The 12,632-nt window shown below is 64.6% G+C and carries 18 protein-coding genes; 5 read left to right on the top strand and 13 right to left on the bottom strand.

All coding sequences use genetic code 11. The annotated features are described in order from the left end of the window. The first annotated feature begins 339 nt into the window (after positions 1 to 339). Together J2X50_RS06225 and J2X50_RS06230 are read left to right on the top strand one after the other, a co-directional pair. The gene (locus tag J2X50_RS06225) at positions 340 to 528 is read left to right on the top strand and encodes a type II toxin-antitoxin system HicA family toxin (RefSeq protein WP_429092929.1); all 189 of its coding nucleotides are present in this window, start codon (positions 340 to 342) and stop codon (positions 526 to 528) included. After that, the gene (locus J2X50_RS06230; protein WP_429092932.1) at positions 528 to 962 is read left to right on the top strand and encodes a type II toxin-antitoxin system HicB family antitoxin; all 435 of its coding nucleotides are present in this window, start codon (positions 528 to 530) and stop codon (positions 960 to 962) included. The genes J2X50_RS06225 and J2X50_RS06230 overlap by 1 nt, the downstream gene beginning before the upstream one ends. A 36-nt stretch (positions 963 to 998) precedes the next feature. Here J2X50_RS06230 and J2X50_RS06235 read toward each other — a convergent pair whose 3' ends face one another. Genes J2X50_RS06235 through J2X50_RS06250 form a run of 4 tightly spaced genes read right to left on the bottom strand, consistent with a single transcriptional unit; the run spans position 999 to position 2,800 of the window. Continuing rightward, positions 999 to 1,340 (bottom strand): DUF1515 family protein, encoded by a 342-nt coding sequence (locus J2X50_RS06235; protein ID WP_429092935.1) that lies wholly within the window; start codon positions 1,338 to 1,340, stop codon positions 999 to 1,001. After that, positions 1,337 to 1,480, bottom strand: a complete 144-nt coding sequence (locus tag J2X50_RS06240; RefSeq protein WP_429092937.1) for a hypothetical protein — start codon at positions 1,478 to 1,480, stop codon at positions 1,337 to 1,339. Before J2X50_RS06240 ends, J2X50_RS06235 begins: the two co-directional genes overlap by 4 nt. Positions 1,481 to 1,493: 13 nt before the next feature. Next, complete coding sequence (locus tag J2X50_RS06245; protein ID WP_429092940.1) at positions 1,494 to 1,727, bottom strand: hypothetical protein; 234 nt, start codon at positions 1,725 to 1,727, stop codon at positions 1,494 to 1,496. Further along, positions 1,724 to 2,800 (bottom strand): N-acetylmuramidase domain-containing protein, encoded by a 1,077-nt coding sequence (locus J2X50_RS06250; protein WP_429092942.1) that lies wholly within the window; start codon positions 2,798 to 2,800, stop codon positions 1,724 to 1,726. The genes J2X50_RS06245 and J2X50_RS06250 overlap by 4 nt, the downstream gene beginning before the upstream one ends. Positions 2,801 to 2,850: 50 nt before the next feature. On the opposite strand from J2X50_RS06250, the gene J2X50_RS06255 reads away from it, so the two are divergent. Then, complete coding sequence (locus J2X50_RS06255) at positions 2,851 to 3,039, top strand: hypothetical protein (RefSeq protein ID WP_429092945.1); 189 nt, start codon at positions 2,851 to 2,853, stop codon at positions 3,037 to 3,039. Here J2X50_RS06255 and J2X50_RS06260 read toward each other — a convergent pair. From J2X50_RS06260 to J2X50_RS06275, 4 genes are read right to left on the bottom strand one after another with little or no spacing between them, the layout of a single operon-like run. Further along, entirely contained in the window at positions 3,036 to 3,488 is a 453-nt protein-coding gene (locus J2X50_RS06260; protein ID WP_429092947.1) for a hypothetical protein, read from the bottom strand. The genes J2X50_RS06255 and J2X50_RS06260 overlap by 4 nt on opposite strands. Positions 3,489 to 3,494: 6 nt before the next feature. Further along, on the bottom strand, positions 3,495 to 4,613 hold the full coding sequence (locus J2X50_RS06265; RefSeq protein ID WP_429092949.1) for a hypothetical protein: 1,119 nt from the start codon (positions 4,611 to 4,613) through the stop codon (positions 3,495 to 3,497). A gap of 26 nt (positions 4,614 to 4,639) precedes the next feature. Continuing rightward, entirely contained in the window at positions 4,640 to 7,360 is a 2,721-nt protein-coding gene (locus tag J2X50_RS06270; protein ID WP_429092952.1) for a hypothetical protein, read from the bottom strand. Further along, positions 7,330 to 7,782 (bottom strand): C40 family peptidase, encoded by a 453-nt coding sequence (locus J2X50_RS06275; RefSeq protein ID WP_429093735.1) that lies wholly within the window; start codon positions 7,780 to 7,782, stop codon positions 7,330 to 7,332. The genes J2X50_RS06270 and J2X50_RS06275 overlap by 31 nt, the downstream gene beginning before the upstream one ends. 32 nt (positions 7,783 to 7,814) lie before the next feature. On the opposite strand from J2X50_RS06275, the gene J2X50_RS06280 reads away from it, so the two are divergent. Further along, a complete protein-coding gene (locus J2X50_RS06280; protein ID WP_429092954.1) occupies positions 7,815 to 8,189 on the top strand; it encodes a hypothetical protein in 375 nt (124 codons plus the stop codon). Positions 8,190 to 8,195: 6 nt separating this feature from the next. On the opposite strand, the gene J2X50_RS06285 is transcribed toward J2X50_RS06280, so the two are convergent. The 3 genes from J2X50_RS06285 to J2X50_RS06295 are packed head-to-tail and all read right to left on the bottom strand — an operon-like array spanning position 8,196 to position 11,259. After that, complete coding sequence (locus J2X50_RS06285) at positions 8,196 to 8,750, bottom strand: DUF1833 family protein (protein WP_429092956.1); 555 nt, start codon at positions 8,748 to 8,750, stop codon at positions 8,196 to 8,198. After that, positions 8,711 to 9,073, bottom strand: a complete 363-nt coding sequence (locus tag J2X50_RS06290) for a hypothetical protein (protein WP_429092959.1) — start codon at positions 9,071 to 9,073, stop codon at positions 8,711 to 8,713. Before J2X50_RS06290 ends, J2X50_RS06285 begins: the two co-directional genes overlap by 40 nt. Next, on the bottom strand, positions 9,070 to 11,259 hold the full coding sequence (locus tag J2X50_RS06295) for a phage tail length tape measure family protein (RefSeq protein ID WP_429092962.1): 2,190 nt from the start codon (positions 11,257 to 11,259) through the stop codon (positions 9,070 to 9,072). Before J2X50_RS06295 ends, J2X50_RS06290 begins: the two co-directional genes overlap by 4 nt. Before the next feature lie 89 nt (positions 11,260 to 11,348). On the opposite strand from J2X50_RS06295, the gene J2X50_RS06300 reads away from it, so the two are divergent. Then, positions 11,349 to 11,603 (top strand): hypothetical protein, encoded by a 255-nt coding sequence (locus J2X50_RS06300; protein WP_429092965.1) that lies wholly within the window; start codon positions 11,349 to 11,351, stop codon positions 11,601 to 11,603. Between the two features lie 147 nt (positions 11,604 to 11,750). Here J2X50_RS06300 and J2X50_RS06305 read toward each other — a convergent pair whose 3' ends face one another. Then, positions 11,751 to 12,161 carry a gene transfer agent family protein gene (locus J2X50_RS06305; RefSeq protein ID WP_429092968.1) on the bottom strand — a complete coding sequence of 137 codons (411 nt, stop codon included), beginning with the start codon at positions 12,159 to 12,161 and terminating at the stop codon, positions 11,751 to 11,753. Continuing rightward, positions 12,161 to 12,610 (bottom strand): phage tail tube protein, encoded by a 450-nt coding sequence (locus J2X50_RS06310; protein ID WP_429092971.1) that lies wholly within the window; start codon positions 12,608 to 12,610, stop codon positions 12,161 to 12,163. Before J2X50_RS06310 ends, J2X50_RS06305 begins: the two co-directional genes overlap by 1 nt. Between the last annotated feature and the right edge of the window lie 22 nt (positions 12,611 to 12,632).

Genomic DNA, 12,632 nt, shown 5'->3' on the forward strand with positions numbered 1-12,632 from the left:
GGAGGAATTGAAACTCTTTGGAGCTTCCGGACCTAAGTCCTTGAAACGACTGGCGCGAGTGACGGGGCTCGAACCCGCGACCTCCGGCGTGACAGGCCGAGTGGTAATCTATGAATTTCAAGCAGTTCAAAGATTAAGAGTGCTCCCGAATTGGGGCGGACAAATCGTGAAACTTTGAACGCTATTAGCCGTTCGAATTCCGGAGATACGGGGTCTCCCGGCGGATTCCAAGGAGATCGTCTTCGTCTCGCCGACCAGCCCGGCGCGGAAGAAGCGCTGAACCCTCAAAAACTCCACACTTCTGTTGACTTCCACACTTCTGTGGAGTAGTCTATATGCATGAACAGCAAAGAACTCAAGAAATGGCTCGCCGCTCAGGGTTGCACCTTCGAGACCAAGAAGGGCGGTTCGGGACATCTGATCGTTCGCCGTGGCGACCGCAAGTCCGAATTGCCCATGCATGGCGCCGGCAAGGAACTCGGAACCGGACTCGTCAATGCGATCAAGAAGCAGCTGGGATTGAAGTGATGCTGGGATATCGGATCGAACTCACACCCGACGACAACGATACGTTTCTGGTGACGTGCCCGCAGCTTCCGATCGTCGTCACCTTCGGGGAGACCGAGGAAGAGGCGCGCCGTCATGCGGTCGACGCCATTGAGACCGCTCTTGCCAGCATGATTGATGATAACGAGGATATTCCAGCCCCAGATGGTGGTGAGCCAGGAACGGTTGTAATCCTGCCGACGCTGACAGCACTGAAGCTCAACCTCTATTGGGCCTTGAGGGCAGAAGGCTTCACAAGAGCCGAACTAGCTCGACGGCTGGGGTGGAACCGTGAGTCTGTCGACCGCCTTTTCCGCCTCGATCATAATTCGCGGGTAGAGCAGATCGACGCCGCCTTCGCCGCCCTCGGCCGCGCAGTCGACGTAGAGGTCCACGCGCTGGGAAAAGCCGCCTGAAACGAAAAAGCCCGCCCCGGTCTCCCGGAACGGATTTCACGGCGGCGGCCGGCCGGTGAGCCAGGTGTAGGCTCCGACGATCACCCCGGCGAGCCAGATCACCCCCATCCCGACACGGATCAGCCAGTGTCCCAGGATGCCGGCGCCTAGCGCCTGGTTGCGCATCTTCACGACGTCGTCGGTCACGGTCTTCATGTTCGCCTGGCTGTGCTTCACCGCGATCACGTCCGCTTCGACGTGGGTGAGCCGATTGCTGAACTCGTCAAGGCGGCGGTGAACCCCTGCCCTGCTCTCGTCGGCGCGGTCCATCCGGTCCAGAATTGCCTTGAGGTCGCCCTCCATCCGGCCCAGCACCCTGTCTATGCTTTGCTCGCTCACCGGCGGCTTTCCTTCCCGTGCTGGGCGCACTCGCTCTTGGTCCAGATATTGGCCGCGCAGAGCCCGGCGGCGGTGGCGTCGATTCCTGCCTGATCCGCCGCCGTCCTGCCCTGCACGCCGACCAGCGAGGTGCCGACCACGCCGCGCAACCCGTCAACGCTGACAGGCGCCGGTCTCGAAATCGAACAGCCCGCCAAAAGCAGTGCAGCGCCGAAGCTCACTGCGCCATTTCTCAGCCGCATTGCCTGCATTGTCGTTCTCCTTGGTGATCCGGGCGGCGAACCGCGCCTGTTCGATCGAGCGGCCGTAGCGATAGGCCGCGACGTGGCTCCAGGTCAGCGCGGCGGCAACAAGCGCCGCGGCGGCTGCAATCAGGTAGATCCTCATGCCGGAACGTCCCCCTCGTCGGTCCGGCGGCTCTTCCACCAGCCCCAGGCGATCCAGCCGAGGCCGCCCAGCACCAGCAGCACGGCGATCACCGATAGGACCGCCGACAGCCATTCGAGACCGGGCACCCACGCCGTCTTGTCGGCGGCCTGCTCGATCGACTGGCGGGCTGCTTCCACCCCCGCCCCACCGACCACCCCGCCGAGGCCTTCCTTGGCCTCCGGCGTTTCGGTCACGCCCTGGCCGCCGAGCACTTCGCCTGGATCCTGCTTCAGCGCCTCGAGCCGGCGGAAGGTCTCCGGCCCGGCGACGCCATCGGCCTTGATGCGGTTCGCCTTCTGGAAAGCGCGTACGGCATCGCGCGTCGTCGGTCCGAAGTCGCCGTCGACCTTGACCGGATGGCCGGCACGCACCAGCAGCGCCTGCAGCTCGCGCACCTTGGCGCCCTTCGATCCCATGCGCAGCATGCCGGTGGCGGCCGAGACCGGCGCCTCGCCGCTGATCCGCTCATAGGCCTTGGCCATCAGCCTTTCGTAGCCGTTCGCCTGCGGCCCGTTATAGCCGCGCTTGAATGCCGGGAAGTCGAGCCGCTGCAGCTCGTCGACCAGGCCGAACTTCTCGATGTAGCGGGCCATGGTCTCGATCTGGCCGTCGATCCCCGAGCGGGCATCCGCGATCATCGCATCGACGCCGTCATAGCCGAGCTTCGCCCAATGGGCGGTCATCACCTGGCCGACGCCGATGGAGATGCTCTCCAGTGCTGCCTGCTTGTCGATCCGCATCGCCTTGGCGAGCAGCGCCCAGCGGCCGGGCTGGTCCTTCGGGTTCTTGACCTTGCCGGCCACCGGGCTCGCAAGCCCCTGCCGGCGGCCGAGCTCGCGCGCCATGCCTTTCAGCCGCTGGTCGAAATAGTGCCCCTCGAAGCGGATCAACGGCTCGTTCCGGCCCTTGACCAGCGCGAACACCTGTCCGGCGCTCTCGACCTCGACGACGGCCTGCAGGGCGGCGGGCTCGATCTTCATGCGCGCGGCGATGCGTTCGATCGCCGCGCCGGCGGGCACGGAAATGTCCATGGAAACTGTCCTTTGGTTGTAAGATTGGTCCCGGAACGGGAGGGCTTCACATGCCCAGGATCGAGAAGGGCGACACCGTCGTGATCGAGCGCGAGGTCACCAGAGTCCTGGACGAACGGACCATCGTCATCCGCCTACCTGGCGTCGATACGCCGGTGCAGTTCCCGATTGGGAACCTGTTGTCGGTGAAGAAGGAACGGCCCCCGAAGTGGAAGCCACCAAGGGATATGCCGGATTAGGCCGCCCACCCAATGGATGGAAGTTCGGCAAGAAAGTCCTCTACGGTCGGCTGGGGGCGGAGGCCGTTGGTCACCTTGTCGAGCTCGGCATAGGCGTAGGCCCACACCTCATCACGCCAGGCAACGAAGACGGAGGCCTCCGCCACCCATTGAGGATTGGTGCTGTTGACATAGGTCGAGATCGAAACGGCATTGTCGTAGCGCCGCTCCCGTGCCTTGGCGTCAAGCAAGGCGACGATGGCCTTCTTGTAGTCGTCAGCGTTTGGCGTCGGTTCCGGCTCTGCCGATCGCGTGAACTGTCCGGTGAGTTCTTCGTAAAGATCTCCGATCCCAGCCGAATTCGATGCGATCAGGAGTTTCCCCGTGACGGCATGTCCGGCCAACGCCATGATGACGTTTTCGACCGTGCGATCTTCACCGATCACTGCAAATCGAATTGCTTCGCTCATCTCCGATCACCCCACGATCCGCACGATGGCCTTGCCCGCGGCGCCATTTCCTCCGGCTCCTGTCCCGCCACCGCCGCCCGGCACGGAACCGGCCACCCCAGCGCCGCCGCCGTTTCCCCCGAATAGGCTCGCTCCTCCGGCGCTGCCACCGCCACCGCCACCACCAAAAACACTCCCCCCTCCTGAGCCGGAAATCGACCCTCCACCCCCACCACCCCAAATTGCAGAGCCACCGGATGAATCTGAACCGCCGCCGCCATAGCGGCCCGAACCCGGTGTTCCACTACCAAATCCGCTTGTTGCAATCAGGCCGGCCGTGGGAATCGCACCCGTGCCGCCATGTCCACCGGCTCCGTTCGCGCCATTGCCCCCGGCAGAAGTGGCGCCGCCGCCACCGCCGCCGGCTGAAGATGTATTTCCGCTGTGACCGCCGCCACCGCCATAAGCCGTGACATATGAACCGAATGACGAATTTCCGCCGACGCCGCCCACGGAAGCGGCTGCGCCACCGGCGCCGACCGTTACTGCCACCGACGACGGCAGATCGGACGCCTTGAACCGCGCGGAATTGTACGCGCCGCCGCCGCCGCCGCCGCGGTTGTTTGAGCCCGTCCCCCCTCCGCCGCCGCCACCCCACACTTCGACAATGACCAGGGCGTTCGGGCTAAGTTCTGCCGGCTTCGTCCATGTGCCTGAAACCAGGAACTCCTGGAAATATGCGCTCGCTCCATTGCCACCCTCGCTGTTGGCCACGGAGAGAATGCGGAATTCTCCGTCCATGAAAACGACGAAGTAGGCCGTGCCTGAGGCGAAGTCTCCCGATCCCAACGTCTCGCCGGTCGCCTTGACGAGATCGTAGTAGGGATTGTCGCTCGTCACGCGGAGCCGGCACGGCCCGGTATTGCTCGCACTGGGGCGAATGAAGAAGCTCATGCCCGCGACCACGTCGGCGTCGAGCACCGGGTCGACTGTGATGGTGTAGTCGTTGCCAGCATTGGTCATCGATATCGGCTTCAGCGATATCGCGTCGAAGAGCATGTCGACCTTGGATGAAACGGCATCCATGTATGCCATGCCGCCGACAGGCGGTGTCGACAGCGAGTTGGGAAGCTTTCTGTTGGCCATCTTTTCCTACCTGATTTGAAGTTTGATCACGCCGCCGCGCTCCACAATTGCGGCGCCTCGTCGACCAGCGTCAGGTTGGCCGTGAGGTCCTTGCCGTTGGCGATTTCGGTGACGATGAGGCGCTTGAACTCGTGCCCGAGCGTGCCGGCGACGACGAGGCAGCCCTCGGATATCTTGGAAATGAGCGGCCCGCCGTCGAAAGGACCGCCTTCGGTGGTCTCGTCCGGCACGGGAGCCACGAACGTCAGCGTGTCAGTCTCGCCGGCGGGGTTGGACAGGGCGTGAATCGTGGTGGTGCCGTCGGCGCGCCGGATGGCAATGCCGGTCTTCAGCCCCACCTCGAGCATGTCCGGCACGGCCAGCATATCGGCGGTGGCCAGCAGGTCGGGTGCATTCTTCACATCGATGGCACTGTCGAGCACGACGCCGGTCACGTTGCCGCCGTCGGTCATCACCGACTTGATGCGCCCGAACCCGTAGTGGCGGCTCAGTATGTCGTGGCTCACCGCCACCAGCGAACCGCGCCGGCAGACGATTGCCTCCACAGGGGCAGTGAAGGAGTAGAACGTGGCCCGGTGCTCGGCCTGCGCCAGGTCGAACCGGGCCCGCCTGACGATCTTCCCTTCATCCACGAAGCCGTCATAGGTCACCTGCTCGGTGCGTGCGTCGGTCCCCTCGGCACCCGACCGATAGACCATGATCTGCTTGGGGGCATAGTCGAGATCCTCGTTTCGGTAGTTGACGCGCAGTCCGGCCGGCACGCGCGGGAAAGCCTTCTTCCAGCTGAAGCCCGCCATGTTGCGCGGCGAGAACACCTGCACCGGTGCCTCGGCGCTGCGGTCATAGTCGCGGATTACGCCCCATTGCTCAGACTGGTAGGGCCGCGCATAGCCGCAGGCAGCCACCAGCCGCAGCACGTCCGCCAGCCCCTCGCCTTCCGCCACCAGGTCGCAGCTGTAGCCGTTGTCGATGCAGGCCTGCCGCCATGCCACGAGCCCTTCGAAATCCACCAGCTCGTCCGGCATCGGATCGAAGTTCAGAGGCCCGGTGAGCATGTCGAGATAGTGCGGCGCCGGGTTGGACGTCGTGATCAGGTTGCGCCAGCCGGTGCCGTCCCAGTCCCGCACATAGCCGCTCGCCTTGACCGACAGCCGCCCAACCGCACGGTTGCGAGCCTTCAGCGCAATCAGCGCCAGGTTCTTCTGCGCAATCGGGTATTGCTTGCGGATCGACACGATACGCCGGAGTTGCAGCCGATCCAGCAGGCCTTCGCGCGTCAATGGCAGGTTGTTCGATGTCGTCGAGCCGTAGAAGTCGAGAATGCTACCGTCGTGGACATAGGTGTCGGAGGTGAATTGATCGTTGCGGAACGTCGCGCCGCGGATGATCTCGATCTCGTAGACCCCCGCCGGCCAAGCTTCCGCCGACAGCCACACCGTCACCATGTCGGGCGCAAGCAGGATGTTGCGCACATTGGTCGTTTCGTTGGTGGCGTAGCGATAGATGTCATTGCCGGCGCCGGCGGAGAAATACGGGTCGCAAGCGAAATCGGCGCCGAGGGGCAGGACATTCTGGCCGGGGACGAGCTTGCGGGCCTCGACGAAGCCGCGGTCCTGACTGGGGTTCGGCAGCACGCCTTCGAAGGCCTCGCCGAACAGGAACTTGATCTGCACCCGCCGTTGCGCCTGGGTCGCATCCATATAGTGGATTTCCGGCAGATAGCGCCAGGTGCTGCCGCCGCGCCGCCGCATGCGGATACGGAAGGGAATGCGCAGCTTCTGGGCCACGTCCTGCTGTCGGGTCAAGCCGGCAACCAGGATGTGAAGCCATGCCTCGTCGGGTGCCTCGGCCGTCGCCATGCCATGCCAGACCGGCAGCGGCAGGGCGAATTTGGACTGGTCCTGGGCATCCGTGCCATGGACGGACATTTCCGTGCCGAGGTCGAAGGTGCGCCCCTGCCGGCGCGTCAGCTCCAGCTTCCGTTCCCCGGGAAGGCCGGTGCGCGTTTCGATGGTGAGGTCCGAATCGGTCGCCACCGGATCCCAAGTCGTGTCGCCGAGGCGGATGTCCTGCAGCAGATGCGGCCCGGCCAGGCAATGGACGGCCTCGACATATTCGTCCTGGCCGACAAGCTCGACGATCGGCTCAAAGGCGAAGGGCGGAAACACGCGACGCGTGCCGATCACGCGAGGAATGGCCGCGTTCGGCTCGAGGGGATTGCCCGAGACGGATGCCGGCTCGAGTTCGCGCGCGTCGGATTGATCCTTCTTGCCCGACCGGACCGGAGGCGAAGACAGCGCCCCGACGACCAGCGCGCCGACGATGCCGACCGAGGCCGCAAGCAGCTGCGCGCCGACGGTTCCGCCCGCGATGCCGAGCAGCGGTATGCCGAACTGGGCTATGCCGCCGGTGACGAAGGTCAGCGCGATGGCGGCGATCAGCCCGAAGATGCTCTTGCGCCCCTGCCCGCCTCCACCCTGCGGCGGAAGGTGCAGCGTGACGTCGACGCGCCGCTCGGCCGTCGACGGCTTCGGCCGCACGAACGCCCACATCTCGCGCGGCACGTCCTGCCCGTTGACGAGGATCCGCCCATGCACCCAGAACTCGGTCGGGATGCCGGGCATGCGCGCCGCCATCTCGGCGACGCTCAGTCCGACAGGCCAATACTCGACCTGCGGGCTGCCGAGCGCGAACGGCTCGCGCCAGACGGCCTGGATCAGGCCAGCAGACGATGACGCCTGAAGCATTCAATCCTCTCGCGGATGGTGAAATGGGCGAGCGGCACGACGACGGCCGCGCTCGCCTCCTCGACATGGATGAGGGTGGAGGCGTCGACCGCCACGCCGACATGGCCGATGCGGCGCGAGCCGTGGTAGCGCATGACGACGACATCGAAGGCGCGAAGTTCGCTCCTGTCGACGTCGGCCCAGGCCTCGCCGTCCTTGCCCGCGGTGATCTCGCGGCTGACGCGGACCAGGTCATGCGCCGCGATCTCGCCATAGGACGGCAGCTCGATCCCGAGTTCCTGGGCATAGATCAGCCGCAGCAGCCCCCAGCAGTCGAGACCCGCCAACATCCGTCCGCGACTGGCGAAAGGGGCACCGACGTAGCGGTTGAGCCAGCTGCGATTTTGACTATCGGCCTGGAACGGCATTGAATTGGGCACCATCAGGGCAATGGGGGACAACGGCGGCGGCGCATATGACTTTGGACATGGGGTTGAGCGAGGGCGGTGAACTGGCCTTCATCCAGATGAACCAGGACGGCACGGCAGTGGCGTATATGACGGTCGACGCGGCGACGCTGGAGGGCATCATCCACGCCTTGGCGCACGTTCGCGCGAAAATGACGGAAGAGGTTAGCCCGACCCTCGACCCGGGTGCGCGGCTTGAAGCTGTACCGTCACCAGCATGGCGGGTGCCAGGCACTCATTCGGGAGCCGAGGGAGTGTTACTGGCCCTGCGCCACCCTGGCCTCGGATGGCTCGGCTTCCTTCTGGACGAACCTCGGTCTCGGGAACTGGGACGGGCCCTGATCGAGACGAATGCAACACCACCCAAGTCCCCATCGCGGTGATCTCCGTCAAGACCAGTACAGTCCCGGAAACCTGTTCTGCGTCGCCCGCAGCGCCGGCCAACTTTCCTGCGTGTAGTCCCATGAGCGGATGGTCCCCGAGAGCTGCAGCACGTCGCCCTCGACGTCTGTCAGGTAGAGTTGCCGCGCCGCATAGATGCGCTCGACCGATGGGCCAAACGGCACGCGCGGCGTGACGGTCAGGTCGAATTGCGAACCGGCGATGACCTCGATGTCGAGCCGTGCCGGTTCGGTCGCGTTGAACACGGCATCCCCGATCCGCCGGTCGACGTTCTGCACCGTGAGCCGTGCCCTGGGCGCCTCCTCGGCATCCGACAGCAGCGTGATTTCGAACTCGAAGCCCTGGTAGAGGTTGCCGTCGAGCACGAAGTCGGCAGGATCCGAGACGACGCGTACCGGCTCCGGCAGCATCTTGTGCCGAAGCGTCAGGAACACGAGATGGATTTCCGGCGACTCCTGGCGATCGATCTCGCGCCGGACATTGGGCGGAATATCGCGCGAGATCATGTCGAAACGACCAATACGGTGAACGACACCAGCCACGTCCGGGTCCCGAGGCGGCGCATCGTATAGAGCTGGTCATCGCCAGCGATCCGAACGGTCACGTCTGCGAGCGTGCGCGGATGGCGCATAGTGAATGGCAAGGTGCCGCCCCTTATCGACTGCCGCACGAACGTCTCGAAGGTCGCGACCTGCTCCGACGTCATCTTGAAGGTGGCGGGGAACTCGGAAAGCCAGAGGGAGCCACGCAGCCGCTCGATCGGCGGGCCGACCTCCGGCTGAAAGCTGACCTTCGGGCTGGAGGCTGTCTCCTCATGCTCGAAGAGCGGGCACCGCGGCAGGGATATGGGCCACGACACCGTCATCTCGTCACCTTTGTCGGAAGCATGCCGAAACGGCCTCCCATTGGCCTGTCGAAACCGCCGGCGGTGAAATCGCTTTTCACGCGTTCGATGACGATATCGATGATGTCGCGGCCGTTTGGTCCGCTGCGGCGGGCGGTGCGTTTGTCGACCCCTGCCTTGTCGATGACGTTCACCACCGTGCCGCTGCCCGGCCGCGACCGAGCACCTGCCGGGCCGAGCCGAGCTGTTCGCGGCGACAACCCGACATACCCGCCATTGGCATAGCCTCTGATCGCATGGCGGAGCGTATCCAGGGCCGCGGGTCCACCGGCAGCACGGACCGACGCCTGGTCGAAGACATACTCGCCCTTGTGGACGACGCCGGCCGGCTGGTACTTCCCGCCGGGTCCGGTGTAGCCGCCGCCGGACCACAGCCCCATGCCCGGAGCGAAGGTGAAAGCGCTTTGTGCTGGGCCGAACAGCGACTGCATGAAGCCCGGCATCGAGACAAGTTGCTGTGCGACATTCGCCAGAATGCGCAACAGCTCCTCGCCTTCGATCTTTCCGTCGGCGAGTGCGGTCGCAATACCGTCCAGGGCCGTTTTGCCAACCTGTCCCAGCATCTGCGCTTGCTGCCCGGCCCGCAGCTGGGCATTGGCAAACTCATCGACTGCCGGCTTCGCATTGCGATAGCTTTGCGCGAGACTGTCGACAGCGGCGGACCGGCTCTGGGCATAGGCAATCACATCGTCCACGGTGGCACCGCCGCCCAGAATTGACGGATTGGCCCTGATGGCATCCGCTCCCAATACCTGGCTTACGGGTGTCCCGCTCTTTGCCTTGAGCACGCTGATCGCCCCTTGCGGCCCGAGGAAGTGAGCAAGTTGCAATGCCGCCTCGTTGACCGCCACGCCGGCCTGGCGGAGCAGCGCCGCATTCTCGCGCGCATATGCTTCGATGAGCTGGACGGATATCTCGGCATCCTTGCGCAGCGCGAGAATGGTCTGGTCCGTCATCGACGCCGCACGGTCGGGGAAATATCGGCGGAAGAGGTCGAGCCACGTGCTTTCGATGAACTGCCCCAGACCGGTCGCGGTCGACCGCGAATTCTGGGCGAGCGGATCGCCGCCACTCTCGGCCTTCACGACGTTGTTGACGTAGCGCGAGACTGCGTCGTTCAGTCCGTCGAACGTGTTCTTGAGTTCCGTGGCCGAGCCGGCAGCATCGTCGAAGTAGGGGTCGACGCGGCGGTCGGGTACGGGCGCCGTGTTCGGCAGCTCCGGGATGCCGCGCTCGGCACGGTAGCGCCGCCCAAACGGGCTGTCGCGCTGCTGGAACTGGAGACGCTGATTGTTGGCCTCGGCCGCCTGCTGCGCGGCCCGGCCGAGCTGATCTGCCAGCGCGCGCACCTTCTCGGTCAGGGCATCGACCTTGGGGGCGCCCGGGAACTGCGTCAGCGCGTCGATGACGCGCTGGGCGTCCGATGCCTTGGCTGTGCTGGTCTCCAGTTTTTGCTGCAGCTCGTTCCAGGCAGCGGAAAACTGCTTCACCGACTGCTCCGGAAACTGCGCCGAACGAAGCCGCGAGAAGACCTGCGTTGCAAGGCTGCCCAGCGCCTCGACCTCCTCCTTAGCCGGCCTGTAGGCCTCCGCGACCACGGCAGCCGTGGCGGCGGCGCGGTCGTTCTTGTCGGCGATGTCCTTCAGCTTCGCGGCCAGTTCGGCCACTGCGGGCAACTGGTCGCCCCAGGCGTCGGCCACCTTCTGAAGCAGGTTTGCCTGTTCTTTCAGCGCCTTGTTGACGTCCTCGCTGCCGTCTTCTGCCGCGGTGAAATATTGGACTGCATAGCCTGCCGCCCCGATGAGGGCGAAAGAGGCTAGCGATACCGGATTGACGATCGAGGCAAAGGCGCCGCCCAGCGCCCGAACCGCGCCAACCACGCCGCCCCCCGCCCCCTGCAAGGCCTGCGCAACCTGGCTGCCCTGCTGCACCATGACCGTGAACGGCGACGTTCCGGAGGCCAGCTGCATGGCGATGTCGTTGAGCTGGAACGACAGGTTGGAGACCGAAGCACTCGTCTGCCTGACGGAGCCTGCCGCCTTCCTGGCTCCCTTGTCGAAACCCTTGGTCACGTTGTCGTTTGCGCTCCTGAAGGCGTCTTCCGTCGCCTTCGCGGATTTGGCCGCCGCCCTGGCCACGGCTTCCATCTGTTTTTCGAAGCGCTTCTGCGTCGCCTCGATCGAGACGAGCAGGCGGGCTTGATCTTCGGCGGTACTGGCCATTACAAGTTCCTTTCATGAAGATACTGGTCTCGACCGCCTGCATCGCTATCATTCTTGCTGTCGGCTACTATTTCGCGACGGAATGGCAGCGGTGGCGGCGGGATTCAGAAGTCGCCGACATACAGCAACAACGCCGCAACTGCCTTCAGAAGCTCGACGAGATATCGAAGGGCGATAACCAGACGATCGTCACAAACTGCATGTTTAAAGGCCTGCTATCGCAAGCGGATCTTGATCGGTTCATCCAGGAGAAGACCCAGAACCGCTAGAGAACCCCTCGATCCCAAGTGCGGCAAGCTCGTCGTCGCCCATGGGGGGCGGCGCGTCTTCTTCGGTCTTGTGGGCTTCCCGGTAGCCTTCCACGCAGGCCGAGAACTCCCACAGCGTCATGTCGTCGACGTCGCGCGGCGTGAAGCCTAGGACGGCTCCAGCTCCGTAATAGGTCGACCATCGGGTTCGTCCGTCGGGGAGCGGGTTTGGGTCTGGTTCCCCGCCCCCGCGCCGGCTTCCCCCGGTTGGTCGTCCCCGTCCCACATGATGAAGCGTCGGATGATGTTTGCGGCGGTCACGGCGAGCGCGTAGGGGCTTGCCACCTCGAGCGCCGCCTCGACGGCCTTCTGCGCATCCTTCTCCGACATCCCGCCACCGACCAGGCCGAGGCGGATCGGCCCGACCACGTCGTCGATCTTCCAGGCGGCACCCAGCAGTCGCATCATCACGACGGCGCAACCGGCATCCGAGCGCTGCTCGATCGCGCGCAGCTCGCCGATGCCCAGCCGGAAGCGATGCTCTCCGCCCGGCCAGACGATTTCTTCGGCCTGGCGCATCACGCGGCCTTCGGCGTGCGGACAGGCAGGCCGTCGAACTCGATCGATATCTCGGCGGTGACACTCGGGCCCTTCTCCGCCTGGTTGTTGATCGACGTGAGGTAGGCGGGGCCGGTCTCGTATTCGGTGTCCCCGACCGAGGCGTTGGCATGACGAATGCGCACGTTCTTCGGCTGCCCGCCATACCACCAGTCCAGCATCAGCTCGTGCGACTGGGCCGACCACACGCCGGAACCGGAAATCGTCACTTCCGACGATTGCACCGACCTTTCGACCTTCGCCGGAAGGGTCTCGTCATCGCAGTCCTGCGGGACTTCGGACGTCTGCATATTGTGCTGTCGATTGATGCCGCGGGAAGTAATTCCGCAGATCTTGGTGTAGGTGCCCGGTGTATCGGTTTCGACCTCGAGCACCATGTGCTGAAATTTCGCAGTCGTCGGGGCGACCATGTCAGTTCTCCATGTGAAGACA

It is taken from the genome of Aminobacter sp. BE322, from assembly GCF_050433525.1.
In the GTDB taxonomy this organism is placed as follows: Bacteria; Pseudomonadota; Alphaproteobacteria; order Rhizobiales; family Rhizobiaceae; genus Aminobacter.